This window comes from uncultured Kluyvera sp. (assembly GCF_902485085.1).
Classification (GTDB): domain Bacteria; phylum Pseudomonadota; class Gammaproteobacteria; order Enterobacterales; family Enterobacteriaceae; genus Kluyvera; species Kluyvera ascorbata.
Genome location: NZ_CABTJS010000078.1, coordinates 1 through 25,166 on the forward strand (window position 1 = coordinate 1; position 25,166 = coordinate 25,166).

A 25,166-nucleotide genomic window follows, 5' to 3' on the forward strand; every position below is an offset into this window, starting at 1 on the left:
AGGCGTTGCATAGGTCGGGTCTCAGTCCAGGGCATAGCGAGTCTCCTCTTCTATGCCAGTTATAACTGTTACCCATGTATCCGGTCTAAAGTGTTACCTATGTTTCCGGTTTGTACCGACGTGACGCCGGGCTATATTTTAAGACATTTGCTGCTGGAATTTACCTTCGCTGAGATCGGCCACGATATGGTTCATGCGGTCTTCCGTCAGGCGGTAGTAGCGGATAGAGATAGCGGTAATCAGATAGAAGATGGCCGGTAGTACCGTAAACAGGATTAATACCCCGCGGATGGCTTCCGCTGATTGTTGCTCAACCCCCGCCTGATACCCATAGAACGCCAGGCCCCAGCCGGTCAGCGCACCGCCGATGGCGACGCCCAGTTTGATAATAAAGATATTTGCGGCCACGTTCATGCCGGTAATACGACGCTGGGTTTTCCATTCACCATAGTTATTTGCATCGGTAATCATGGACCACTGCAGCGGAGCGTTAATGCCCTGAAGAATATTAAGGACGACGTGGACGATAAACGCGGGCATCCAGTATTCTGTTGGCAGTACAAGGAACAGCAAACCAAATAACGCGCTGAGGATATTAACCCACACCGAGGCGCGGATTTTACACATCCACGAGCCAATATATTTTGCCATCAGGCTGCCAACGACGGCGGCAATAGTGGTGGCTAGCATAAAAATGGAAATAACGCTGCTGCCTTGTTGCAAAATATATTGTACGAAATAAACCAGCAGGCTACCGCGAACCACGACGCCACAGAGCATTGCCAGGTTATATACCGACAGCACGCACCACTGATCGTTTTTCATCAGAATGCGCACATCGCGCAAAATGTTCAGGTTCTCCTCTTTCACCGGCGTAATACGTTCGCGGGTGGTCATAAAGCAGATCAGGAACATGATGCAGCCGATAACGCCGAAAATCCCCATCGCCCACTGCATACCGGTCGCTCTGTCGCCGGGAGCAATCAGGTCTGCCAGCGGTAGGATTAGCGCGGTACCCATTGCGCCGCCAATTGGCGCGACGGCAAAGCGCCAGGATTGCAGGGAGAGGTTTTCTCGTGGGTCTGCGGTAATAGCCGCGCCCAGCGAGCAGTATGGAATATTAATTGCCGTATACATAAGGGTCATAAATATATAGGCAATAACGGCGTAGACAATTTTCCCGGTTTGTTCGAAGTTTGGCGTGGAATATACCAGTACGCAGCTAACGGCAAACGGAACGCAAATAATCAGCAACCATGGGCGGAAACGGCCCCAGCGGCTTTTGGTCTGGTCAGCAATTGCGCCCATAATCGGGTCGGTAATGGCGTCCAATACCCTGACAACTAAAAATAATGTCCCCATTACCGCCGGGGGTAATCCATAGATATTCGTATAGAAATAAGCAAGAATGGCAACGGAAGAGTCGAATACGATATGGCTGGCGGCATCGCCCAGACCAAATCCAAACTTCTCTTTGTTTCTGATTTTTTCGGTTAATGCCGACATAGGGTCACCTTTTATTATTACGTGCCAACATACGACACTATTTATAAAAGGTGGCCTTCAGCCTGAGTATTCTAATTTTTCACTTTGGGCTTATGTTAATTCTCTAATGTGACGCAGCTATCTCTTTGCTATTTGATGTAAGCCACGTCTTATCGGGGCTACAACGTATGTAGGCCCGATAAGCGCCGCGCCATCAGGCACAAATTACACGCCGTAGCCCATCATCTTTAGCAGATTTTGCGCGTGCTGTACCGCGTCCTGACGGTGCGCCACGCCGAGCTTCTGATAGAGGTTGCGGATATGCGTTTTGATGGTGGTTGCCGCCACATCCAGCTCGCCGGCAATCTGCTCGTTGCTGTAGCCCGAGTAGATAAGCCCTAGAACCTGCCACTCACGCTGGGTGAGCGGGCTGGTGCGGATAAGCTCCGGCACTTCCGGGTGATTCAGCAGGCGTTCGACGAAGCTTTCATCGAAGTGGGCAAACTTGTGACGGTGGTGCTGATTAATCTCACGCAGAATGCGCTGGGCGCGGTGCTGGTCGAGCTCCGGCAGCGTATTGAGCTGAATTAGCTGACGTAGCTGCTGCGCCATCGCTTCACCTTCAATCACGAAGTGACTGATAAACCCGGTGCGGTTAGCAAGCTGCAACGCTTCCAGCAGTACGCGCTGGGCTTCATTCTTGTTACCCGCCTGCCAGTGCAGCTGGTTGAGCAGCAGCAGGTTGCGGTTGAGATCGCTCATTAAGCGCAGCGCGCGCGCATTCTCGTTTAACTCTTCCAGCACCATCTCGGCGGAGTCGAACTCGCCAAGCAGGATCTGCGCACGGGCGATGTTACGCCACTGGCCCTGCAGGAAGTGGTTATTGGCAAACTCCGGCTTTGGCGTATGGCGCAGCCAGTTAGCCGCCGCTTTTTTGTCGCCAACCATCTGCCAGTAAATGACCCGTACTTTATCGGCGTTGGAGACCCAATCGCTGTGGTAAGCGCCGTTACCGAGCAGGTTTTCAAGGCGGTTCAGGTGATTGCGGGCATTATCCAGGTCGCCGCGCGCCAGCGAGCACTGTACCTGTAGCGTTAGACACTGGAGCTGCTGCTGCGGCTGGAAGCCGCTCAACACTTCGATACCGGTACGTGCAGCGGTTTCGGCTTCATCGAGACGCGCCCAGGCCCACAGCAGCTGCGCGCGGATGCGCAGCAGGAATTCATGCATTGGCAGCTGTTCAAGATGCTGCTCGTGGATCAGCTGGAAGCCTTTTTCCTGACACTCCCACGCGGCCTGCAGGAAGCCCTGAGCAAACAGGATTTCGCTTTGCTGGATAAGGCTCCACAGCGCGTAATGCCAGATATCATGGCGGCGCGCCATCTGTTCGGTTTGCTGCATCACGGCAATAGACTGGCTCAGCAGACCTTTGCAGTGCAGCACCTCACCGTGTACCGAGGTGGCAACGATGCGGCTATAAAAGTTCGCCAGCGGCAGCTCTTCGAGTGCGACCGTAGACAGGCGTTCCGCTTCGTCCTGGTCACCGTCGTTAATCGCCACCTGGGCGCGAAGGGCGTTGAAATCGCCGTGCAGGGAGGAGTCCATTTCAAAGGTCATCTCCTGCTCGGCGCGGGCCAGCAGGGTGTTGACTTCGCTGTAGCGGTGCTGGCTCTGCATCAGCCAGGCTTGCAGCAACACCAGGCGCGGGTTCTCCAGCAGGCTTTCCCACGGCAGAGCCGAGAGTGACTCTTCCAGTAGAGCCAGTTCGCTATGGTGGAACAGGCCCCAGGCGTGGTTGAGCAGAATGTCGCGCAGCATGGTTGGGTCGCCCGCCGCCAGCGCGTGATGAATGGCTTCGCTTGGGAAGCCTTGCGCCATCCAGCTTTCCGCCGCCGCGCGGTGAATGTCCGGCAGCTCGGCGGCCAGTTCCCACTGGCAGCGTTGGCGCAGGAAACTACAAAACAGCGGGTGGTAGTTGAACCACTCGCCGGAATTATCCATGCGCTGCACAAACAGCCCCTGACGCTCAATTTCCTCCAGACGCATCTGACCATTCTCTTCACCGGTTACCCGGGCGATCAGCGAGTCGTTCATTGAACGTAGCAGCGAGCTTTTCAGCAGGAAGTTGCGGGTCTGTGGATCAACGTTATCCAGCACTTCATCCACCAGATAATCGGACAGGTGGCTGGCGTTAATGCCTGCCAGACGACGCGCGGAGTGCTGCGTGGCGTTGTTACGCTGACGTGCGGAGAGCGCAATCAGCTGAAGCGCGGTGGCCCAGCCGGCAACGTCATCGCACAGACGGCTGCTTTCTGCGGCCTCAATCGGCGCGGCTAAGCGGCAGTCGAAGAACTGTTTGGTTTCTGCATGAGTAAACGACAGCTGTTGGCTGCCAATTTCCAGCAGTTGGTCACGCACGCGAAGGTTGGCAATACCCAACTGCGGCAGGTTACGTGACAGCACCACCAGCGTCAGATTTTCTGGCTGATGACGCAGGAAAAAGCGCATCGCGTCGTGGATGACAGGGTTCGTTATCAGGTGATAGTCATCAATGACCAGGTATAGCGGTCGCTGCCATTCGCTTAATTCAATGAATAGCTGAGAGAATAGGGAGCTCAGGCTGGCGTACTGGCGCTTTTGCACCATATTTTCGCTGGCCTCGCAGTGTCCTCCAGTTGCCTGCTGGATAGCGGCAATGAGGTAACTGGCAAAACGTTCCTGCTGGTTATCGCCTTCATCGAGAGAATACCAGCCCAGGTCGCTCATCCCTGCTGCCCATTGTGAAATAAGCGTTGTCTTTCCATAGCCAGCCGGACTGGTAATCAGCGCCAGACGATAATTGTTCGCGCCGGAAAGTTTCGCCAACAGCCTGTCGCGAATCACGGTGTGATCGAGACGGACGGGTCGACTGAGTTTTGACGGAATCAACATAGCTAATCACTTCACTGTGAGGATTGGAAAACGAGATTTTTTTTGCGCTTCGTAATTAATCCATACAAAGGTCGGTCAAATGACTATGTATTGCAAGTTATGTCCTGTTTTGATGTCTTCTAATTTGCTATATGTCACAATTTTTTCTATTTAATGCCATCTTCGTAGAATGCCGCTCAGGGCGCGTAAACCTTGGCTTACATAACCTGTTGTAGTTACGAGTGAAATAATATTTGAGCAAGAACTCAAATAAATGGCGTTAAAAAAAATTCAGTTCACGTAAATTTCCGTAGAAATAATACGTATTAATTTGTTGCTTATTTAGTGACGAAATCATTTCCTTATTTACATATTTATCGCAAAACGCCATTTCATTTTATGACCCGGCCCGAAGATATCTTCGATGCGATCCGCGACACTGACCTCCTGAACAAGGATGCTCCTTGCTGTATGAAAGTTGAGCGAAATTACCGCCAACGGCTAACGTTATAGTGGCGGCGATCACACTTTTCGCTCATCCCTGCGACTCCTCCCTGTCTAATCCTGGACGGGATGAGGAAGTCCCTCATTCAGCCAGGCACACTAACGCCAATGTCTATGTAAAAGGATTCGAATTCGCTATGTCACAGCCTACTTTCAATCACGATTCATTCCAGGCTGCCCTGACGCGTCAGTGGCAGCGATTTGGCTTGCAGGCCGCTACCGAGATGACGTCCCACCAGTGGTGGCAGGCTGTGAGCGGTGCGCTGGCAGAACAGCTCTCCGCGCAGCCGGTAGCGAAGCCGGAGAAAGGTCAGCGCCACGTGAACTACATCTCAATGGAGTTCCTGATTGGCCGCCTGACCGGCAACAACCTGCTTAACCTCGGCTGGTACGAAGGGGTGAGCGAGGCGCTGAAAGCCTACAACATCAACCTGACCGATCTGCTGGAAGAAGAGACTGACCCGGCGCTCGGCAACGGTGGCCTGGGCCGTCTGGCCGCCTGCTTCCTTGACTCGATGGCGACCGTGGGCCAGTCGGCGACCGGCTATGGTCTGAATTATCAATATGGCCTGTTCCGTCAGTCCTTCGACGACGGTCATCAGATGGAAGCGCCGGATGACTGGCAGCGCGGCAGCTACCCGTGGTTCCGTCATAACGCCGCGCTGGACGTGCAGGTGGGCATTGGCGGTAAAGTTGTCAAAGGGGAATGGCAGCCGGCGTTCACCATTACCGGTGAAGCCTGGGATCTGCCGGTGCTGGGTTACCGTAACGGCGTAGCGCAGCCGCTGCGTCTGTGGCAGGCCAAGCACGCGCATCCATTTAACCTGACCAAATTCAATGACGGTGATTTCCTGCGCGCTGAGCAGCAGGGTATCGGCGCCGAAAAGCTGACCAAAGTGCTGTACCCGAACGACAACCACACCGCGGGTAAAAAGCTGCGCCTGATGCAGCAGTACTTCCAGTGCGCCTGCTCCGTGGCTGACATTCTGCGCCGTCACCATCTGGCGGGCCGAAAGTTGCATGAACTGGCTGATTTTGAAGTTATCCAGCTTAATGATACGCACCCAACCATCGCCATTCCTGAACTGCTGCGCGTGCTGATTGATGAGCACCAGATGAGCTGGGACGATGCGTGGGCGATTACCAGCAAAACCTTCGCCTACACCAACCACACCCTGATGCCAGAAGCGCTGGAGTGCTGGGATGAGAAACTGGTGAAAGCGCTGCTGCCGCGTCACATGCAGATTATCAAAGAAATTAACGACCGCTTTAAGAAGCTGGTTGATGCCACCTGGCCGGGCGATGAAGCCGTCTGGGCGAAACTTGCCGTGGTGCACAACAAGCAGGTGCGCATGGCGAACATGTGCGTGGTGAGCGGTTTTGCGGTTAACGGTGTCGCAGCGCTGCACTCTGACCTGGTAGTGAAAGACCTGTTCCCGGAATATCACCAGCTTTGGCCGAACCGTTTCCACAACGTGACCAACGGCATCACGCCGCGTCGCTGGATCAAACAGTGCAACCCGGCGCTTGCCGCGCTGCTGGATAAATCGCTGAAAAAAGAGTGGGCGAACGATCTCGATCAGCTGATCAATCTGGAAAAATACGCGGACGATGCGAAGTTCCGTAAGCAGTACCGCGACATCAAGCTGGCGAACAAAGAGCGCCTGGTGAAGTTTGTTAAGGCACGCACCGGTATTGAGATCTCCAGCAACGCGATTTTTGATATTCAAATCAAACGCCTGCACGAGTACAAACGTCAGCATCTGAACCTGCTGCACATTCTGGCGCTGTACAAAGAAATCCGCGAAAACCCAGAGGCCGACCGCGTACCGCGCGTGTTCCTGTTCGGGGCGAAGGCGGCACCGGGCTACTATCTGGCGAAGAACATTATCTTTGCTATCAACAAAGTGGCCGAAGCCGTCAACAACGACCCGAAAGTGGGCGATAAGCTGAAAGTGGTCTTCCTGCCGGATTACTGTGTATCCGCGGCGGAGATGCTGATTCCGGCGGCGGATGTTTCTGAACAGATCTCCACGGCGGGTAAAGAAGCCTCCGGTACCGGCAACATGAAGCTGGCGCTCAACGGCGCGCTGACCGTCGGTACGCTGGACGGTGCGAACGTGGAAATCGCCGAGCAGGTCGGTTCTGAGAACATCTTTATCTTCGGCCATACCGTCGAGCAGGTGAAAGAACTTAAAGCCAAAGGCTACGATCCGCTGAAATGGCGTAAAGCCGACAAGCTGCTGGACGCGGTGCTCAAAGAGCTGGAAAGCGGCAAATACAGCGACGGCGACAAACACGCTTTCGACCAGATGCTGCACAGCATTGGCAAGCAGGGCGGTGACCCGTACCTGGTGATGGCGGACTTTGCGGCTTATGTTGAAGCGCAGAAGCAGGTTGATGTGCTCTACCGCGATCAGGACGCATGGACCCGTGCGGCAATCCTGAACACCGCTCGCTGTGGCATGTTCAGCTCTGACCGTTCTATCCGCGATTATCAGAAACGCATCTGGCAGGCAAAACGCTAAGGACAGGCCATGGAGAGCAAACGCCTCGATAATGCCGCGCTAGCGGCGGGTATTAGCCCAAATTACATCAATGCCCACGGCAAGCCGCAGTCTATTGGTGCCGACACCAAACGGCGTTTGCTTGACGCAATGCATCATACCGCCGCCACGGATGTGGCGGCCACGCCGATACCCAACGTGATAGTCTGGACGTATGGTAAGAAGATGACGCTGGCGGTGGAGGGGAAGGGCGAGTTTAGCTGGATCCTCACCACCGAAGAGGGCAAGCAGTATCATGGTCAGGCGGCGGGCGGTAAAACGCTCAGCCTGCCGACCCGGCTGCCGGAAGGGTATCACTCGTTAACCCTGACCCAGGGCGATCAGCGCTGGCACTGCCGGGCGATTATTGCTCCCGAACGTTGTTATGAACCGCAGCCGCTGAAAGAGGCGAAAAAGCTGTGGGGCGCCTGCGTGCAGCTCTACACCCTACGTTCGGATAAAAACTGGGGTATCGGCGACTTCGGCGACCTGAAGGCGATGCTGCCGGAAGTGGCGAAGCGCGGCGGGTCGTTTATCGGCCTCAACCCGATTCATGCGCTCTACCCGGCCAATCCGGAAAGCGCCAGCCCGTATAGCCCATCTTCGCGCCGCTGGATGAACGTTATCTATATCGACGTGAACGCCGTGGAAGACTTTGCGCTGAGCGACGAGGCGCAGGCATGGTGGAAGCTGCCGGCAACTCAGAAGAAGTTGAAAGCGGCACGCGACGTGGAGCAGGTGGATTACACCGCGGTGACCGAACTGAAAATGACGGCGCTGCGTATGGCGTGGAAACGCTTTGCCAAACGCAACGATGAGCAGATGGCGACCTTCCGTTACTTTGTCGATAAAGAAGGGGAGAGTCTTTACTGGCAGGCGGCGTATGACGCGCTGCACGCCCATCAGGTGAAAGAAGATAAGCTGCGCTGGGGCTGGCCTGCCTGGCCGAAGGCATATCAGAATATTGAAAGCTCGGACGTGCAGTCGTTCTGTAAGAAGCATGCCGATGACATAGATTTCTACCTGTGGCTGCAATGGCTGGCGTATACCCAGTTTGCCGACTGCTGGGAGACCAGCCAGAGCGATGCCATGCCGATTGGCCTCTACCGCGACCTGGCGGTGGGTGTGGCCGAAGGCGGCGCGGAAACCTGGTGCGACCGCGAGCTGTACTGCCTGAAAGCCTCCGTCGGCGCGCCGCCGGATATCCTCGGCCCGCTGGGGCAAAACTGGGGCCTGCCGCCGATGGATCCGCATATCATCGCCGCGCGTGCCTATGAGCCGTTTATCGAGCTGCTGCGTGCCAACATGAAGAACTGCGGCGCGCTGCGTATTGACCACGTGATGTCGGTGCTGCGTTTGTGGTGGATCCCGTATGGTGAAACCGCCGATCACGGCGCTTACGTGCAATATCCGGTGGATGCGCTGCTGTCGATTCTGGCGCTGGAGAGTAAACGTCATCGCTGTATGGTGATTGGCGAAGACCTTGGCACCGTACCGGTGGAGATTGTCGGTAAGCTGCGCAAAAGCGGCGTTTACTCGTACAAAGTGCTCTACTTTGAAAACGATAGTGAGAAGAACTTCCGCGCGCCGAAAGCCTATCCAGAGCAGTCGATGGCCGTGGCAACCACCCACGACCTGCCGACGCTGCGCGGCTATTGGGAAGGTGACGACCTGGCCCTCGGGAATACATTAGGGCTTTATCCTGATGCGGACGTGCTGCTTGGGCTTTATCAGGATCGCGCCCGGGCGAAGCAGGGGCTGCTAGATGCATTGCACAAGTACGGCACGCTGCCGAAACGTGCGGGGCATAAGGCGTCATTGATGTCGATGACGGCAACGCTGAGTCGCGGGATGCAACGCTATATCGCCGACAGCAACAGCGCGCTGCTGGGGCTTCAGCCGGAAGACTGGCTGCAGATGTCCAGCCCGGTCAACATCCCTGGTACCAGCTCTGAATATCCGAACTGGCGACGCAAGCTCTCCACTTCGCTGGAGGCGATGTTTGCCGATGACGGGGTGAACAAGCTGATTAAGGATTTGGACAAGCGGCGGAAAGCGGCGAGTAAGAAGAAGTAACCCGTAACCCGGCCGTACAAACGCGACGCCGGGTTTTTTGTAGGCCGGATAAGGCAACGCCGCCATCCGGTGATGTGCGCCGTCATTGCCTGATGGCGCTGCGCTTATCAGGCCTACCAATAAAAATGCCGGGACAAGCCCGGCATTTTTTGTATCGAGAGTTCGTGGCGTTACACCACCATCCCCAGCAGCAGACAACCTACCAGACCGCAAACCGAGATAATTGTTTCCAGCATCGACCAGGACTTGATGGTCTCACCAATGGTCAGGTTGAAGTACTCCTTGAACAGCCAGAAGCCTGGATCGTTCACGTGGGAGAAGATAACGGAGCCGGAACCGACGGCGATAACCATCAGCTCAGGGCTAACCCCGGTGGTGGCAATCAGCGGCGCGGCGATACCGCCAGCGGTAATAGCTGCAACGGTGGCAGAACCCAGCGCAATACGCAGCACGGCGGCGATAGACCAGGCCATAAACAGCGGAGAAACGTTGGACTCGTGCATGATCGATGCGATGTACTTATCAACACCGGAGTCGACCAGTACCTGCTTGAAGGCACCGCCACCACCGATGATCAGCAGCATCATGGCGATAATTTTAATGGAGGAGATCAGCGTATCGTTGATGTCATCCATAGAACGGCCACGGTTCAGGCCGAAGGTGAAGATAGCAATCAGCACTGCAATCAGAGTTGCCATCACCGGGTCGCCGAAGAACTCAGCGGCAGGCAGCAGGGCGTGGCCCTTTGGCAGCACCATTTCAGCGATAGCGCGCAGCGCCATCAGGATGACCGGCACCAGAGAGGTCCAGACGCTCACGCCGAAGGACGGCATCTCTGCATCGGTGAAGGTTTTCGGGTTGTGCAGACCTTCCGGGATTGGCTTGTCGATGCTTTTCAGGCAGCGCGCATAAACCGGGCCCGCCAGGATCACGGTTGGGATGGCCAGCAGCGTACCGTACAGCAGGGTTTTACCCATATCCGCGTGGAAGATGGTGGCGATAGCCGTAGGGCCCGGGTGCGGCGGCAGGAAGCCGTGGGTCACAGAGAGCGCCGCGGCCATTGGCACACCAACGTACAGCAGCGGAATACGTGCGTTAGCGGCGATGGTGAATACCAGCGGCAGCAGCAGTACGAAGCCCACTTCATAGAACAACGCGAAGCCGACGGTGAAGCCGGTCAGGACGACGGCCCACTGAATGTGCTTACGACCAAATTTGTCGATAAGGGTGGTGGCGATACGCTGTGCGCCGCCGCAGTCTGCCAGCATCTTACCGAGCATGGCGCCGAAGCCCATAATCAGCGCCAGGCTGCCGAGGGTGCCGCCGACGCCGTTTTTAATGGAGACGATAACTTTGTCCAGGGGCATGCCCTGCATTAGCCCGACGGCCAGAGCCACCAGAACCAGAGCGATAAACCCGTTCATTTTGAAACGGATCATCAGCAGTAATAAGAGGATAACCCCGATAGCTACGATGATTAATGGCATAATTTATCCAGCCTTTAATTTGTTATGGGTAACGTCACTGTTGTTGCGACAACGTCCAATTGCCCCTACAGAGGGAATAGGTACTGACTTCTCCACGCCACCTTGATGTTGTATGACTCAGCAAAGAATAGCTGGCTATTTATTTAACGCGGTGGTGTGTGTTGCGATGATACGGGTAACATGTGGAGATTGAGAATAACCCTGAGCATGGAAATGTGAAATCTGCGACGGTAGTCAAATTATTGGTAGGGTTATTGCAGTGCGTTGAGCGTGAATTTGCGAGGAATGTTGCGCGGTAACATGATGTCGTGAGTGGGTAGTACATCCCCAGGGTCGGCGTAAACGCCTCGTCCGGGCTACAAACATAGGTAGCCCGGCCAAGCGAAGCGCCGCCGGGGATGAGCGCGGAGCGAACTTAGTAGTAAGAGTGCTCGCCGCGCTGGTGTTCGGTCAGATCGCGCACGCCTTTCAGTTCCGGGAATTCAGCCAGCAGCTGCTTTTCGATACCGTCTTTCAGGGTGACATCAATCATTGAACAACCGTTACAGCCGCCGCCAAATTGCAGGATGGCGTAGCCGTCGTCGGTGATTTCCATCAGCGACACGCGACCACCGTGGCCAGCCAGCTGAGGGTTCACCTGCGACTGCAGCATGTATTCAACGCGCTCCATCAGCGGTGCATCGTCGGACACTTTACGCATTTTCGCGTTTGGCGCTTTCAGGGTCAGCTGAGAACCCAGCTGATCGGTGACGAAATCAATTTCCGCATCTTCCAGATACGGAGCGCTCAGCTCGTCGACATAGGCGGTGAGCTGTTCAAATTTCAGGGCAGTATCACTTGCTTCCACCGCATCCGGCGGGCAATAAGAAACGCCGCATTCTGCGTTAGGCGTACCAGGGTTAATCACAAATACACGGATCTGTGTCCCTTCTTCCTGATTTTGCAGAAGTTTGGCAAAGTGCGCTTGCGCAGTATCGGAAATACGGATCATAGCTTTGACCTAATAGTTGACTACTTTAGTTGGTTATAATACGCCCATAGATGGGGGTCTACAAGGTGCGACACAGACACCATACCTGAACGCTCGCCGCGCCATTTCGCAAAAGAAGCCGGGAAATCTCGGCAACGGTGCTGCCCGTGGTGACGACATCATCCACAACAACCATATGGCGACCCTGAACCGGTAATTCAAGCTGGAACGCATTTTTCAGGTTCTGCTTGCGCAGCCGCGCGCTGAGCTGATGCTGCGTCGCCGTTGGCCGGGTACGGGTAAGCGCGCGCGAGTTGAACTCACAGGGCAGCCATTTTGCCAGCGCCTGGCAGAGCAGCTCGCTCTGGTTATACCCCCGACGCCAGTGACGGCGTTGCCACAGCGGCACGCTGATAAGCTGTTGCGGTATAGGTCGCATGGCGTTTTGCCGCACGGCCAGCAGCAGTAGGCGCGCCAGTGCAGGAGCCAGCTCTGGCTGACCGCTAAACTTGAAGTGATGAATCAAGGTACTGAGCGGCGGTTGATAGTCGTTAATCGCGACCAGCCGTTGCCAGGGCGGCGGTTTTTGCAAGCAGCGCCCGCAAGGGACGTTGCTGTCGGCTGAAGGTAACCCGCACTGCGGACAAAGACAAATCCGGAGAGTGACCGCGCCGGTACAGCGCGAGCAGATACCCCACGCCGGTAGCGCCAGCGGCATTTTGCATAGCCAGCACGAGCCGTGGACTGTTAGCATAATCGCCTCCTGAACTGATAAAACGAGAACAATAGCTGATGAACGACATCTGGTGGCAAACCACGGGCGAAGGAAATTGTCATCTTGTGCTGTTGCACGGATGGGGGCTGAATGCCCAGGTCTGGGATTGCATCACGCCGGAATTAGGCGCGCATTTTACGCTGCATCTGGTCGACCTACCGGGCTATGGTCGCAGCGGCGGATTTGGTGCACTTTCGCTGGAAGAGATGGCCGATCGCGTGCTGGAAAAAGCGCCAGCAAAGGCTATCTGGCTTGGCTGGAGTCTGGGAGGACTGGTGGCAAGCGAAGTGGCATTACGCCACCCGGAACGCGTTGAGGCGCTGGTCACCGTCGCATCGTCACCGTGTTTTAGCGCGCATGAAGAGTGGCCGGGCATTAAGCCTGAGGTGCTCGGCGGGTTCCAGCAACAGCTTAGCGAAGACTTCCAGCGCACCGTAGAGCGTTTCCTGGCGCTGCAAACGCTGGGCACTGAAAGCGCCCGTCAGGATGCCCGTGCGCTGAAGCAGACGGTGCTATCCCTGCCGATGCCCTCTTCCGAGGTACTGAACGGCGGGCTGGAGATCCTTAAAACCGCTGACCTGCGCCAGCCGCTCGCCGCGCTGACGGTACCGTTCCTGCGTCTATACGGTCGGCTTGATGGTTTGGTCCCAAGAAAAATTGTACCGCTGCTGGATGCCCAGTGGCCGCAGAGCGAATCGCTGGTGTTTGATAAGGCGGCTCATGCGCCGTTTATTTCGCATCCGCAGGCATTCTGCGAACCGTTGCTGGCGCTCAAACAACGCTTACGGAATTATTTTTAGCCTGACGTGGTAAATGGCAAATTTGTAGCAATACTTAACTTGTTACGGTGGCTGGCTATTTCGGCGGGCCACTGTCACCTACGAAAATAACTGAATGGAGTGTAGGCCTATGAAACTTGTTACAGGTATTGTTGCATCTCTGGTTATCGGTTCGCTTTCATTTGGCGCATTTGCGGCCAAGGAAATCACTAAAGAAGACGTTGCTAAGATGAATCTGACCAAAATCGGTAACATCACTACGTCAAACACGACCTCGCCAATGGATGCTAAACACGATCTGTCTAAAAAGGCGGATGAGCTGGGCGGCAAGTACTATGTGATCATTGCGGGTGAGAAGAACGAGAAAACCGTTCACGGTAATGCGGACGTCTATAAGTAAGTCGGTCGAACATGTTATTCCCGGCGTTTGTTCACGCCGGGAATACGTTTTAGCGTAGCGCCCACCACTGACGTAAGCAGGCTTTTCCTTCCGGGCAGCTTTTACAACTGCCGGTCAGACATCCATCAGGTTCTTCGTCAATTTTCATGACTTTCCCCATGGCTTCCAGGCGACTCAGCATGGCATCGATCAGCGGCTGCGGCGTATGCAGTTGGGCGCTGAGCTGTGAGGCTTCCATACGTCCCTGCAATGCCAGCATATCGCGTACTTCAATCAATGATGCCATGTTGACTCCTAGTGACAATCGCCTGCCGGGCTAGAGCAGCAGGATGTCGGGGTTTTGCTTGTCGCCAGCAGGGAAACATCCACCCGGCTACGGGCACGGCGCAGCAGACCAATCACCACCACGTTGAACAGAATCACCGCCAGGATGCACACCAGGCTGTAGCGTGGGTGCTGGCTGAAGCTCACCGCCTGGTAGTACAGCGTAGACAGTGAGTAGGCGATGTTCAGACCCCACAGAATGGAGAAGGTCATCCAGCCGCGGCTAGACTCACGGGCAATCGCCCCCATCACCGAGATGCACGGAACATAGAGCAGAACGAAAATCAGGTAGCTGTAGGCTGCTGCCGCGCTGCCGAATTTACTGCTCATCACGCCCATGGCACCGGTTTCCATATTACCGTCGCCTTTACTGGCTTCGATTGGGTTAGCCAGTACGCTAAGGCTAAAGGTGCCTTTCAGCCCTTGCCAGGTTTCATCCGCTGCGGCGAGCAGCTCTTCACCGAGGCTGAACTCCTGTGGATTAAACTCTTCGTTCTGAATGTTTTCGGCGGTGTAGAGGGTGTTCAGCGTACCGACCACCACTTCTTTCGCCATCGCACCGGTAAACAGACCCACGGTGGCCTGCCAGTTATCATCATGCACGCCAATCGGTTTAAACACCGGGGTGATAACGCGGCTGACGGAGGCCAGCGCGGAATCGTTGATGTTGTCGACGATTTTGCCGCTGAACGAGAAGCTGTTCAGCGCGCTCAGGAAGATACTGACGATAACGATAACTTTACCGGCGCGCAGTACGAAGCCTTTCAGGCGCTGCCAGGTCTGGATAATCAGGCTCTTAATGTGAGGTACGTGGTACACCGGCAGTTCCATCACGAACGGAGACGCTTCGCCGCGCATGATGGTGTATTTGAGCATCAGGCCGGTCAGGATGGCGATAACAATACCCAGCACGTACAGGGAGAAGACCACCAGCGCTCCGCCCTGGCCGAAGAAGGCGGCGGCGAAGACGGCGAAGATAGCCAGACGCGCGCCGCAGGACATAAACGGCGCCATCATGATGGTCATCAGACGTTCACGCGGGGCATCGAGGGTACGTGCGCCCATGACCGATGGCACGTTACAGCCGAAGCCGACGATCAGCGGTACGAACGATTTACCCGGCAGACCCAGAGACTGCATCAGACGGTCCATGACGAATGCGGCGCGCGCCATGTACCCGGAGTCCTCAAGGAAGGAGAGGAACAGGTACATCATGCCGATTTGCGGCACGAGCGGCAGCACGGTGTTGATACCGCCACCGATACCCTGCGCCAGGAAGACCGTCAGCCAGTCCGGGAAATGCAGCTGGTAGCCAATCCATTGAATACCGTGGATAAAGATGGCAACGGAGCCGCCGTCGAAGATTGGCTGCAACGCACCGCCGATGTTAATCGCCAACAAGAACATCAGGTACATCACGAACAGGAAAATCGGCAGGCCCAGCACGCGGTTGAGGACGATTCTATCCATCGCGGCGGTGAAGCGGCTTGGCTCGGCAGTCAGGGTGTTGCTGACGGCATCGCAAATCGCGGCAATGCTTTGGTAGCGGGCGTCGGCGATGTGCAGTGCGGGGTCGTCCATCTCTTCGCTAAGATGCGCCAGGGAAACGTCCAGCTTGTGTGCGGCATCACCGGCGTAGGCGCTGCTATAGATGTCACCTTCGAGCATCTGCATACCCAGCCAGTGGCGCTGACGTTCAGGGATTTCCTGCGACATCTCTTTTGCCAGGTTATCGGCTTCGCGCAGCAGCGGCTGCGGGTAATGCACCAGTTCAACCTGCTGGTTGCCCTGATGGCGGTCAATGGCCATTTTCAGCGCTTCAATCCCGCGAGCGCGGGTGGAAACCAGCGGTACAACCGGGCAGCCGAGGCGGGCAGAGAGCGCATCCACGTCGATGCGGATTTGCTGTTTCTCGGCAATGTCGAGCATGTTCAGCGCCACCACGCACGGAATGCCCAGTTCGAGGAGTTGCAGCGTCAGGTAAAGGTTACGCTCGAGGTTGGAGGCATCGACTACGTTAATTAGCAGGTCGGCGTCGCCGCTCAGAATGTAGTGACAGGCAATCTGCTCATCCAGCGAGGTTTGCGACGAAATGGTGGTCAGCGAGTAGGTGCCCGGCAGGTCGACAAGGGTGACCTGATGATCGGTGGTGGAGAATGCACCTTCTTTACGCTCCACCGTTACCCCGGCCCAGTTGCCCACGCGCTGGCGCGCGCCGGTGAGCTGGTTAAATAAGGTTGTCTTGCCGGAATTAGGATTACCAATTAAACCGATGGTTAATTTTTTCATTTTTCAGACTCTTAGTGCCGGGCTGAAGTTATTACGCGATGGATTCTAATTCTATTAGCGCGAGATCTTTTTTACGTAGCACCAGGCTGACGCGGCGAGTTTCAATATGAATAGGATCGCCGAGTGGTGCAACGCGAACCACATTAAAGGACGATCCCGGCAGCATACCCAGTGACAGCAGTTTCTGACGATAGGCTGGGCTAATTTCGCGGGAGAAACCGACAATCTTCCACGCAGTATCAGGTGTAAATTGCATAGAACCTACTTGTATATCGCTAGCTGAACGAGAGGGAACCCGCGTGCTGCCTGGCGGCAGTCGGGGCATCGTCACAGAATAAAAGAATAAAGCTTACTGAATATGATGATAATGAGAATGGTTTTTATCATCAATACATATTATGCGATCGGTGGGAATTTCGAACGGAATTTGCACTTTTTTTGATATGACGCAAGCAACGCATTGTAGCTGTGAATGAATTAAATATTATTTTCTTCGCTTAATGTTTAATTAAGGTTTCATTGGTTAATAAAATAAAACGTGATGAGGCTTATTATTAAAAGCTGAACGGAAGATAATAATGGCTGAGATATGCCAAATAAGCGGCAGACCGGTCGAGGCGTTTTAACGCCGACGTCGGGGAGGCTCTGGAGCGGTTCCCGGCGTCGCTGTGCTCGGCCGGGCTACTGGTTTCGATTAGCGTTTTTTGCCCATGGCGGCTGCCAGCGCATCCATCATCGCGCTGTTGCCCGCAGGCTGCGCTTCGCGTCCGCGAGGTTTTGCCGCTTTCGCTGCCGGGCGGTTGTTGCTCTGGCTGCGATCGTTACCGCCACCGCGACGGGCGTTGGTTTCACCCGGCTGCTCGTCAAGGCGCATGGTCAGCGCAATGCGTTTACGCTGCAGATCCACTTCCAGCACCTTCACTTTGACGATATCGCCCGCTTTCACCACGGTGTGTGGGTCTTCGACAAACTTATCCGCCAGCGAAGAGATGTGGACCAGGCCATCCTGATGCACGCCAATATCCACGAACGCACCAAAGTTGGTGACGTTGGTAACGGCGCCTTCGAGGATCATTCCCGGAAGCAGGTCGTTCATGGTTTCTACACCATCGGCAAACTTCGCGGTTTTGAACTCAGGACGCGGATCGCGGCCCGGTTTTTCCAGCTCTTTGATGATGTCGGTAACGGTTGGCACACCGAAACGCTCGTCGGTGAATTCAGAGGCTTTCAGATTTCTGAGCTCACTGCTGTTGCCCATTAAATCCTTCAGCGCCTGCTGCGTGGCGGCCAGAATACGCTCGACCACCGGATAGGCTTCCGGGTGAACGGTTGAGGCATCCAGCGGGTTGTCGCCGTGGTTAATGCGCAGGAAGCCAGCGCACTGCTCAAACGCTTTTGGCCCCAGACGACTCACCTTCAGCAACTGCTGGCGATTCTGGAACTGACCGTTCTCGTCGCGCCAGGCGACGATGTTCTGCGCCATCATGCGCGTCAGGCCCGCTACGCGGGTCAGCAGCGGCACGGAGGCGGTGTTCAGGTCTACGCCGACGGCGTTTACGCAGTCTTCTACGACTGCATCAAGCTTACGCGCCAGCTGAGTCTGGCTAACGTCATGCTGATATTGGCCGACCCCGATGGATTTCGGGTCGATTTTCACCAGCTCTGCCAGCGGATCTTGTAAACGACGGGCGATAGACACCGCGCCGCGCAGGGAAACGTCTAGGTCCGGGAACTCCAGCGCCGCCAGTTCAGAGGCAGAGTAGACGGATGCGCCAGCTTCGCTGACGATCACCTTCTGGGCGGTGACTTTCGGGAACTGCTGCTGTACGTCGAGGAAGAAGCGTTCGGTTTCGCGAGATGCTGTCCCGTTACCGATAGCCACCAGTTCTACGTTGTGCTTTTCGCACAGTGCGGCGACGACAACCGCGGCTTTCGCCGCCTGACCGGTATGCGGATAAATGGTGTCGGTGGCGACCAGCTTGCCGGTACCGTCAACTACTGCCACTTTGACGCCGGTACGCAGGCCCGGGTCAAGGCCCATGGTGGCACGCAGGCCAGCCGGTGCAGCCATCAGCAGGTCGTGCAGGTTGCGGGCGAAGACGTTAATTGCCTCATCTTCCGCACGTTCGCGCACGGTGCCCATCAGTTCGGTTTCGAGGTGCATCAGCACCTTGATGCGCCAGGTCCAGCTCACCACGCCTTTACGCCAGCTGTCCGCCGGCGCGTTGTTCAGGCGCAGGCCGAGGTGGTCGATAATAATCTGTTCGCAGTAGCTCTCTTTCGGCGGCTCGTCGAACTGCGGGTCGGCGTTGAGAGAGAGTTGCAGCACGCCTTCATTACGCCCGCGGAACATCGCCAGCGCGCGGTGGGAAGGGGTGGTGGAAATAGGTTCGTGGTGGTCGAAGTAGTCGCGGAACTTAGCGCCTTCCTCTTCTTTACCGCTGACCACTTTGGCAACCAGATGGGCGTTCTTCCATAGGTAGTCACGTACTTTCGCCAGCAGGCCTGCGTCTTCCGCGAAGCGCTCCATCAGGATATAGCGTGCGCCATCAAGGGCCGCTTTAGTGTCTGCAACGCCCTTATCGGCATCGATAAATTTAGCGGCTTCGGTTTCCGGGTCGTGGGACGGCTCGCTCCACAGCAGGTCGGCCAGCGGCTCAAGGCCCGCTTCAATGGCAATCTGCCCGCGGGTGCGGCGCTTTTGTTTGTACGGTAAGTAGAGGTCTTCCAGCTCGGTTTTGTTGAGCGTGCCGTTGATGGCTTTTTCCAGCGCCTCGGTCAGCTTACCTTGCTCACCGATGGATTTCAGAATGGCCTGACGGCGGTCTTCCAGCTCACGCAGATACCCGAGGCGGGTTTCCAGATTACGCAGCTGCGTATCATCCAGTCCGCCGGTGATTTCCTTACGATAACGTGCAATAAACGGCACGGTGTTCCCTTCATCAAGCAGGCGAACGGCGGCTTCCACCTGTTCGGCTCTGGCCTGAAGTTCACCCGCAATAATGCGGCAGAGCGAATCATTCATCATGGCTTGGTTTCACTGTTAGGTCATAAAATCAGGGGACAGTTATACGGATTGACTGGCAAAAATGCCAGTCATCAACAGGGGCTTCGGATTGTTCCGGTCTTATTTTACGTATTCGATCTCATTCACGTACCAGCTTGCTTCACCCGCCGGGGTGTTGACCACCGCCAGGTCGCCGACCTCTTTCTTCAGCAGCGCGCGGGCCATCGGCGAGTCGATGGAGATATAGTCCTTGCGACCAAAAATCTCATCGTAGCCGACGATGCGAAAACGCTTGGTATCGCCGTCGTCGTTTTCTATCTCGACCCAGGCACCGAAAAAGACTTTGCCTTCCTGCTGCGGCGAATAATCGACAATGCGCAGATTTTCCAGGCATTTGGTCAAATAACGAACGCGTCGGTCAATCTCCCTTAAGCGTTTCTTATTATACTGATAGTCAGCATTCTCACTGCGATCGCCAAGGCTTGCGGCCCAGGTCACCTTCTTTGTGACCTCCGGGCGCTCTTCGCGCCAGAGATAATCCATCTCTTTTTTGAGCTTTTCGTACCCTTCACGGGTGATCAACTGTGTTTTCATGTTCCGTGCTTACCTGCTGCCGAGGAAAGAATACGCACAATACGTATTACGCGAGTATGCCGACAGAATAAATAATGTGTATTAAGATTCATTGTATACTTAACTCGCTGTTAAATATGCTTTGTAACAATTTAGCCTGGAATTTATACCAGATTTAGCTGGTCGCAAGCGCAGGCTTTTTTGAGAATACATGCTGAATAATTGTTGCGAACCTTTGGGAGTAAAAACAATGCAAGAGAATTATAAGATTCTTGTTGTTGATGACGATATGCGCCTGCGCGCGTTGCTGGAACGTTATCTGACCGAGCAGGGTTTCCAGGTTCGAAGCGTAGCTAACGCCGAACAGATGGACCGACTACTGACTCGTGAATCATTCCATCTGATGGTTCTGGATTTAATGCTGCCAGGCGAAGACGGTCTGTCGATTTGCCGTCGTCTGCGTAGTCAGAGCAACCCGATGCCGATCATCATGGTGACGGCGAAAGGGGAAGAAGTTGACCGTATCGTAGGCCTGGAAATTGGCGCCGACGATTACATTCCGAAACCGTTCAACCCGCGTGAACTGCTGGCCCGTATTCGTGCGGTACTGCGTCGTCAGGCGAACGAACTGCCGGGCGCGCCTTCTCAGGAAGAAGCGGTTATCGCCTTCGGTAAGTTCAAGCTGAACCTCGGTACTCGCGAAATGTTCCGCGAAGATGAGCCTATGCCACTCACTAGCGGTGAGTTTGCGGTACTGAAAGCACTGGTCAGCCACCCGCGTGAACCGCTGTCTCGCGATAAGCTGATGAACCTGGCCCGTGGTCGCGAATACTCGGCGATGGAACGTTCCATCGACGTGCAGATTTCTCGCCTGCGCCGCATGGTGGAAGAAGATCCGGCTCACCCACGCTACATTCAGACCGTTTGGGGTCTGGGCTACGTGTTCGTCCCGGACGGCTCTAAAGCATGAGGCGACTTCGCTTCTCGCCTCGAAGTTCGTTTGCCCGCACGTTACTGTTGATTGTCACCCTGCTGTTTGTCAGCCTGGTGACAACCTATCTTGTGGTGCTGAACTTCGCGATTTTGCCAAGCCTGCAGCAGTTTAATAAGGTCTTAGCCTACGAAGTCCGTATGCTGATGACCGATAAACTGCAGCTGGAAGACGGCACGCAGCTTGTCGTGCCGCCGGCATTTCGCCGCGAGATCTATCGTGAACTGGGTATTTCACTCTATTCCGATGAAGCCGCTGAAGAGGCCGGTTTACGCTGGGCTCAACACTACGAGTTCTTAAGTCAGCAGATGGCCCAGCAGTTGGGCGGGCCGACTGAAGTGCGCGTTGAAGTCAATAAAAGCTCCCCGGTGGTCTGGTTGAAGACCTGGCTGTCACCCAATATCTGGGTGCGCGTGCCGTTAACCGAAATCCATCAGGGGGACTTCTCTCCGCTCTTCCGCTATACCCTGGCGATTATGCTGCTGGCGATAGGCGGCGCTTGGCTGTTTATTCGCATCCAGAACCGACCCCTGGTCGACCTGGAGCACGCCGCGCTTCAGGTCGGGAAAGGTATTATTCCTCCGCCGCTGCGTGAATACGGTGCGTCTGAGGTGCGTTCGGTTACCCGAGCCTTTAACCATATGGCCGCAGGCGTGAAGCAGCTTTCCGACGACCGTACGCTGTTGATGGCCGGTGTCAGCCATGACCTTCGCACGCCGCTGACGCGTATTCGTCTGGCGACGGAGATGATGGGTGAAGAGGATGGTTATCTCGCTGAATCTATCAATAAAGATATTGAAGAGTGCAACGCCATTATCGAGCAGTTTATTGACTATCTGCGTACCGGTCAGGAGATGCCGCTGGAGTCTATCGACCTCAACACGGTGCTGGGTGAAGTGATCGCAGCGGAAAGCGGCTACGAGCGCGAAATTGATACCGCATTGTTCAACGACGAGATCCCGGTAAGGGTGCATCCGCTGTCTATCAAGCGTGCGCTGGCCAATATGGTGGTGAACGCCGCGCGTTATGGCAACGGCTGGATTAAAGTCAGCAGCGGTCGTGAAGCGCATCGTGCCTGGTTCCAGGTAGAAGACGATGGCCCGGGCATTAAACCCGAGCAGCGTAAGCACCTGTTCCAACCGTTTGTTCGTGGCGATAGCGCCCGTACCATCAGCGGAACGGGTCTGGGGCTGGCCATCGTGCAGCGTATTATCGATAACCACAATGGGTTGCTGGAGCTTGATACCAGCGAACGCGGCGGGTTGCTGATACGCGCCTGGCTGCCGGTGCCGGGAAGTCGTCCACCGACGCCGACGAAAGAGAGCTAAAAAAGCCGCTGGGGGAAACCCCGGCGGTTTTTGTTTGTGTGGTGCGGTGTGGTGCGGTGTGTTGTCCCGGCGTCGCTCGGCTGGGCTACCTGTATGAGATTCGTTAAATGGCGATCAACTGCTTAATGATGAATGGGTTGGCCTGAAGCAGCAGCAGGAGTTTACGTGGTGCCCCCGTTGGCTGACGACGTTTTGTCTCCCAACTTTTTACCAGGTCATAGCTCACACCGACGGCGATAGCAAAATCTTGCTGGCGTAGCCCGGTGGCTTCGCGAATGGCTTTTACATCGATCTCGCTAAAGGTATGTACGTGCTCAGGCTTTGGCGTCTCATCGCCTTTTTCAATGCGTACCATTTCTTCTGCACTGGCCAGCAGATCGGCAAATAATTCATCTTTCATGGTTGCCTCATCGCATTGGATAACTGCTTCAAAACACTTTTCTGCTCTTCAGTTAAATCATCTTGTTCATTCTTAGGATAAATCAGCGCCAGATAAATCCTGCCTTTACTCGTTACGTTATAGTAAATGACTCGAACTCCACCTCGCTTCCCCATCCCAGGACGATTCCAGCGTATTTTCCTGAAACCGCCTGTACCTGAAATGGTTTCTCCCGCTTCCGGGTTCTCAATAAGAATCTCCTGGAAAACCCGGAACTCATCGTCAGGCAGTAAGACCCGACGCCGTTTACTGAATCCTTGTAGTTCGATGAAGATGAACATTACGCATCCTGCGTAGATGATATTTTTATCAAGTATAGGTGTACTTGGTACACTTAAAAAGTGTTTGGATAAAAAAAAGCCCTCACCCCAAAGGGTAAGGGCTAGGCAGCATGTCTACCCGTTACAGCTTCGGCCCTGCGCTCACCAGCGCGGCGCCTGCCGGGGTATCGGTGTATTTCTCGAAGTTCTCAATGAACAGCTTCGCCAGCGCCTGGGCTTTTTCCTGCCACTGCTCCGGCGAACCGTAGGTGCTGCGCGGGTCGAGGATGTGGGTGTCTACGCCCGGCAGTTCCGTTGGGATCTGCAGGTCAAACATTGGCAGGGTGAAGGTTTCTGCGTTGTCCAGAGAACCGTCGAGGATGGCATCGATAATCGCGCGCGTATTCTGGATAGAGATACGTTTGCCGGTGCCGTTCCAACCGGTATTCACCAGGTAAGCCTGTGCGCCTGCGGCCTGCATGCGTTTTACCAGCACTTCAGCGTACTGCGTCGGGTGCAGCGACAGGAACGCCGCGCCGAAGCAGGCGGAGAAGGTTGGGGTCGGCTCGGTGACGCCGCGCTCGGTACCTGCCAGCTTCGCGGTGAAGCCAGAAAGGAAGTGGTACTGCGTCTGATCGGCCGTGAGGCGTGATACCGGCGGCAGAACCCCGAAAGCATCGGCGGTCAGGAAGATAACCTTAGTGGCGTGGCCCGCTTTCGACACCGGCTTCACGATATTGTCGATGTGGTAAATCGGGTAGGAGACGCGGGTGTTTTCCGTTTTGGAACCGTCGTTAAAGTCGATAGTACCGTCGGCCAGCACCACCACGTTTTCCAACAGCGCGTCGCGACGGATCGCGTGATAGATATCCGGCTCAGCGGCTTCGGAGAGCTTGATGGTCTTCGCGTAGCAGCCGCCTTCAAAGTTAAACACGCCGTCATCATCCCAGCCGTGTTCGTCATCGCCAATCAGACGACGTTTTGGATCGGTGGAAAGGGTGGTTTTACCGGTGCCGGACAGGCCGAAGAAGACCGCCACGTCGCCTTTCTCGCCGACGTTAGCGGAACAGTGCATAGAAGCAATGCCCTGCAGCGGCAGCAGGTAGTTCATGATAGAGAACATCCCTTTTTTCATTTCGCCGCCGTACCAGGTCCCGCCAATCAGCTGGATGCGCTCTGTCAGGTTAAACGCGACAAAGTTTTCCGAGTTGAGGCCCTGTTCTTTCCACTGTGGGTTAGTGCATTTTGCGCCATTCATCACGATGAAGTCTGGTTTGAACGTCTTCAGTTCTTCATCAGTTGGACGGATAAACATGTTCTTCACGAAGTGCGCCTGCCAGGCGACTTCCGTAATAAAGCGGACGGACAGGCGGGTGTCTTCGTTCGCGCCGCAGTAGGCATCGACGATAAACAGGCGCTTGCCGGAAAGCTGCTGGGAGACCAGGCCTTTAAGATGTTGCCAGATTTCAGGTGACAGAGGCTTGTTGTCATTTTTTCCGTTGCCCTTATCAGACCACCATACCGTGTCGCGCGTTGTGTCGTCGCGAACGATATATTTGTCCTTTGGAGAACGGCCGGTAAAGATACCGGTGTCGACAGAAATTGCGCCCAGATTCGTTAAGACACCGCGCTCATAACCTTCCAGGTTAGGATCGAGTTCTTCTTGATACAATGTATCGTAATCGGGGTTGTAGACGATATCCTGTGCGTCGTTAATACCATAAGCCTTGAGGTCCTGCGGGGTTATACCGTTGCGCATTTCACTGCTCCTTAGCCAATATGTACTGCTATAAATTCTATGGGTATTTTAGGGGTGTTGACCGCGACCAGGCTCATAGATTTACGTATCCCGACAAACGTCTTACTTACGAAAACATTGTGACTCCTGTCACGAAGCGACTCGGATTATGACAGGAAAAGCCCCAAAATTGGCACGAATGTTCTTAAATGGTTACAAAATGGTTTAATGGACAGCATAAATGTGAAATTAATCGCATTTATGAAAGAAAATTACGTAATGCTT

19 protein-coding genes are annotated in these 25,166 nt (G+C 55.1%); 6 read left to right on the forward strand and 13 right to left on the reverse strand.

The genetic code is table 11. From position 1 onward, the window contains the following. Positions 1 to 138: 138 nt before the first annotated feature. Together RDN66_RS09120 and malT are read right to left on the reverse strand one after the other, a co-directional pair. Positions 139 to 1,506 carry a glycoside-pentoside-hexuronide (GPH):cation symporter gene (locus RDN66_RS09120; RefSeq protein ID WP_202217052.1) on the reverse strand — a complete coding sequence of 456 codons (1,368 nt, stop codon included), beginning with the start codon at positions 1,504 to 1,506 and terminating at the stop codon, positions 139 to 141. A 204-nt stretch (positions 1,507 to 1,710) separates the two neighbouring features. After that, positions 1,711 to 4,416 carry an HTH-type transcriptional regulator MalT gene (malT, locus tag RDN66_RS09125; protein ID WP_202217053.1) on the reverse strand — a complete coding sequence of 902 codons (2,706 nt, stop codon included), beginning with the start codon at positions 4,414 to 4,416 and terminating at the stop codon, positions 1,711 to 1,713. Between the two features lie 620 nt (positions 4,417 to 5,036). Between malT and malP the strand changes: the two genes are divergently transcribed. Both malP and malQ read left to right on the forward strand, forming a co-directional pair. Further along, complete coding sequence (malP, locus tag RDN66_RS09130; RefSeq protein ID WP_308537793.1) at positions 5,037 to 7,427, forward strand: maltodextrin phosphorylase; 2,391 nt, start codon at positions 5,037 to 5,039, stop codon at positions 7,425 to 7,427. Between the two features lie 9 nt (positions 7,428 to 7,436). Then, positions 7,437 to 9,521 carry a 4-alpha-glucanotransferase gene (malQ, locus tag RDN66_RS09135; protein WP_308537794.1) on the forward strand — a complete coding sequence of 695 codons (2,085 nt, stop codon included), beginning with the start codon at positions 7,437 to 7,439 and terminating at the stop codon, positions 9,519 to 9,521. A gap of 170 nt (positions 9,522 to 9,691) precedes the next feature. Here the strand turns inward: malQ and gntT are convergent, their stop codons facing one another. The 3 genes from gntT to gntX form a co-directional block, all read right to left on the reverse strand. Next, a complete protein-coding gene (gene gntT, locus RDN66_RS09140; RefSeq protein ID WP_035892130.1) occupies positions 9,692 to 11,008 on the reverse strand; it encodes a gluconate transporter in 1,317 nt (438 codons plus the stop codon). Between the two features lie 415 nt (positions 11,009 to 11,423). After that, a complete protein-coding gene (nfuA, locus tag RDN66_RS09145; RefSeq protein WP_035892128.1) occupies positions 11,424 to 11,999 on the reverse strand; it encodes a Fe-S biogenesis protein NfuA in 576 nt (191 codons plus the stop codon). 58 nt (positions 12,000 to 12,057) lie between these two features. Next, on the reverse strand, positions 12,058 to 12,732 hold the full coding sequence (gene gntX, locus RDN66_RS09150) for a DNA utilization protein GntX (RefSeq protein ID WP_202217056.1): 675 nt from the start codon (positions 12,730 to 12,732) through the stop codon (positions 12,058 to 12,060). A gap of 38 nt (positions 12,733 to 12,770) precedes the next feature. Between gntX and bioH the strand changes: the two genes are divergently transcribed. Both bioH and RDN66_RS09160 read left to right on the forward strand, forming a co-directional pair. Next, on the forward strand, positions 12,771 to 13,553 hold the full coding sequence (bioH, locus tag RDN66_RS09155) for a pimeloyl-ACP methyl ester esterase BioH (RefSeq protein ID WP_035892126.1): 783 nt from the start codon (positions 12,771 to 12,773) through the stop codon (positions 13,551 to 13,553). A 109-nt stretch (positions 13,554 to 13,662) separates the two neighbouring features. Further along, a complete protein-coding gene (locus RDN66_RS09160) occupies positions 13,663 to 13,932 on the forward strand; it encodes a YdgH/BhsA/McbA-like domain containing protein (protein WP_035892124.1) in 270 nt (89 codons plus the stop codon). A gap of 49 nt (positions 13,933 to 13,981) precedes the next feature. Here the strand turns inward: RDN66_RS09160 and feoC are convergent, their stop codons facing one another. The 5 genes from feoC to greB form a co-directional block, all read right to left on the reverse strand. Beyond that, positions 13,982 to 14,218, reverse strand: a complete 237-nt coding sequence (gene feoC / locus RDN66_RS09165; protein ID WP_035892123.1) for a [Fe-S]-dependent transcriptional repressor FeoC — start codon at positions 14,216 to 14,218, stop codon at positions 13,982 to 13,984. 8 nt (positions 14,219 to 14,226) lie between these two features. Continuing rightward, entirely contained in the window at positions 14,227 to 16,545 is a 2,319-nt protein-coding gene (feoB, locus tag RDN66_RS09170) for a Fe(2+) transporter permease subunit FeoB (protein ID WP_202217057.1), read from the reverse strand. A gap of 31 nt (positions 16,546 to 16,576) precedes the next feature. After that, a complete protein-coding gene (gene feoA / locus RDN66_RS09175; protein WP_035892120.1) occupies positions 16,577 to 16,801 on the reverse strand; it encodes a ferrous iron transporter A in 225 nt (74 codons plus the stop codon). A gap of 438 nt (positions 16,802 to 17,239) precedes the next feature. Further along, positions 17,240 to 19,573 carry a Tex family protein gene (locus tag RDN66_RS09180; RefSeq protein WP_202217058.1) on the reverse strand — a complete coding sequence of 778 codons (2,334 nt, stop codon included), beginning with the start codon at positions 19,571 to 19,573 and terminating at the stop codon, positions 17,240 to 17,242. 99 nt (positions 19,574 to 19,672) lie between these two features. Beyond that, positions 19,673 to 20,146 carry a transcription elongation factor GreB gene (gene greB / locus RDN66_RS09185; protein ID WP_035892118.1) on the reverse strand — a complete coding sequence of 158 codons (474 nt, stop codon included), beginning with the start codon at positions 20,144 to 20,146 and terminating at the stop codon, positions 19,673 to 19,675. 229 nt (positions 20,147 to 20,375) lie between these two features. Between greB and ompR the strand changes: the two genes are divergently transcribed. Together ompR and envZ are read left to right on the forward strand one after the other, a co-directional pair. Then, entirely contained in the window at positions 20,376 to 21,095 is a 720-nt protein-coding gene (gene ompR / locus RDN66_RS09190; RefSeq protein ID WP_001157751.1) for a two-component system response regulator OmpR, read from the forward strand. Further along, positions 21,092 to 22,444 (forward strand): two-component system sensor histidine kinase EnvZ, encoded by a 1,353-nt coding sequence (gene envZ, locus RDN66_RS09195; protein ID WP_202217059.1) that lies wholly within the window; start codon positions 21,092 to 21,094, stop codon positions 22,442 to 22,444. Before ompR ends, envZ begins: the two co-directional genes overlap by 4 nt. A gap of 103 nt (positions 22,445 to 22,547) precedes the next feature. Here envZ and nadS read toward each other — a convergent pair whose 3' ends face one another. The 3 genes from nadS to pckA form a co-directional block, all read right to left on the reverse strand. Then, entirely contained in the window at positions 22,548 to 22,844 is a 297-nt protein-coding gene (gene nadS / locus RDN66_RS09200; protein WP_035892115.1) for a NadS family protein, read from the reverse strand. Then, complete coding sequence (locus tag RDN66_RS09205) at positions 22,841 to 23,164, reverse strand: type II toxin-antitoxin system RelE/ParE family toxin (RefSeq protein WP_202217060.1); 324 nt, start codon at positions 23,162 to 23,164, stop codon at positions 22,841 to 22,843. The genes nadS and RDN66_RS09205 overlap by 4 nt, the downstream gene beginning before the upstream one ends. A gap of 121 nt (positions 23,165 to 23,285) precedes the next feature. Then, complete coding sequence (pckA, locus tag RDN66_RS09210) at positions 23,286 to 24,902, reverse strand: phosphoenolpyruvate carboxykinase (ATP) (RefSeq protein ID WP_123650868.1); 1,617 nt, start codon at positions 24,900 to 24,902, stop codon at positions 23,286 to 23,288. Positions 24,903 to 25,166: the final 264 nt, after the last annotated feature.

Excerpts from the sequence above, each read along its gene's own strand:
- RDN66_RS09120 (WP_202217052.1), bottom strand. The coding sequence starts at position 1,506 with ATGTCGGCATTAACCGAAAAAATCAGAAACAAAGAGAAGTTTGGATTT.
- malT (WP_202217053.1), bottom strand. The coding sequence starts at position 4,416 with ATGTTGATTCCGTCAAAACTCAGTCGACCCGTCCGTCTCGATCACACC.
- malP (WP_308537793.1), top strand. The coding sequence starts at position 5,037 with ATGTCACAGCCTACTTTCAATCACGATTCATTCCAGGCTGCCCTGACG.
- malQ (WP_308537794.1), top strand. The coding sequence starts at position 7,437 with ATGGAGAGCAAACGCCTCGATAATGCCGCGCTAGCGGCGGGTATTAGC.
- gntT (WP_035892130.1), bottom strand. The coding sequence starts at position 11,008 with ATGCCATTAATCATCGTAGCTATCGGGGTTATCCTCTTATTACTGCTG.
- nfuA (WP_035892128.1), bottom strand. The coding sequence starts at position 11,999 with ATGATCCGTATTTCCGATACTGCGCAAGCGCACTTTGCCAAACTTCTG.
- gntX (WP_202217056.1), bottom strand. The coding sequence starts at position 12,732 with ATGCTAACAGTCCACGGCTCGTGCTGGCTATGCAAAATGCCGCTGGCG.
- bioH (WP_035892126.1), top strand. The coding sequence starts at position 12,771 with ATGAACGACATCTGGTGGCAAACCACGGGCGAAGGAAATTGTCATCTT.
- RDN66_RS09160 (WP_035892124.1), top strand. The coding sequence starts at position 13,663 with ATGAAACTTGTTACAGGTATTGTTGCATCTCTGGTTATCGGTTCGCTT.
- feoC (WP_035892123.1), bottom strand. The coding sequence starts at position 14,218 with ATGGCATCATTGATTGAAGTACGCGATATGCTGGCATTGCAGGGACGT.
- feoB (WP_202217057.1), bottom strand. The coding sequence starts at position 16,545 with ATGAAAAAATTAACCATCGGTTTAATTGGTAATCCTAATTCCGGCAAG.
- feoA (WP_035892120.1), bottom strand. The coding sequence starts at position 16,801 with ATGCAATTTACACCTGATACTGCGTGGAAGATTGTCGGTTTCTCCCGC.
- RDN66_RS09180 (WP_202217058.1), bottom strand. The coding sequence starts at position 19,573 with ATGATGAATGATTCGCTCTGCCGCATTATTGCGGGTGAACTTCAGGCC.
- greB (WP_035892118.1), bottom strand. The coding sequence starts at position 20,146 with ATGAAAACACAGTTGATCACCCGTGAAGGGTACGAAAAGCTCAAAAAA.
- ompR (WP_001157751.1), top strand. The coding sequence starts at position 20,376 with ATGCAAGAGAATTATAAGATTCTTGTTGTTGATGACGATATGCGCCTG.
- envZ (WP_202217059.1), top strand. The coding sequence starts at position 21,092 with ATGAGGCGACTTCGCTTCTCGCCTCGAAGTTCGTTTGCCCGCACGTTA.
- nadS (WP_035892115.1), bottom strand. The coding sequence starts at position 22,844 with ATGAAAGATGAATTATTTGCCGATCTGCTGGCCAGTGCAGAAGAAATG.
- RDN66_RS09205 (WP_202217060.1), bottom strand. The coding sequence starts at position 23,164 with ATGTTCATCTTCATCGAACTACAAGGATTCAGTAAACGGCGTCGGGTC.
- pckA (WP_123650868.1), bottom strand. The coding sequence starts at position 24,902 with ATGCGCAACGGTATAACCCCGCAGGACCTCAAGGCTTATGGTATTAAC.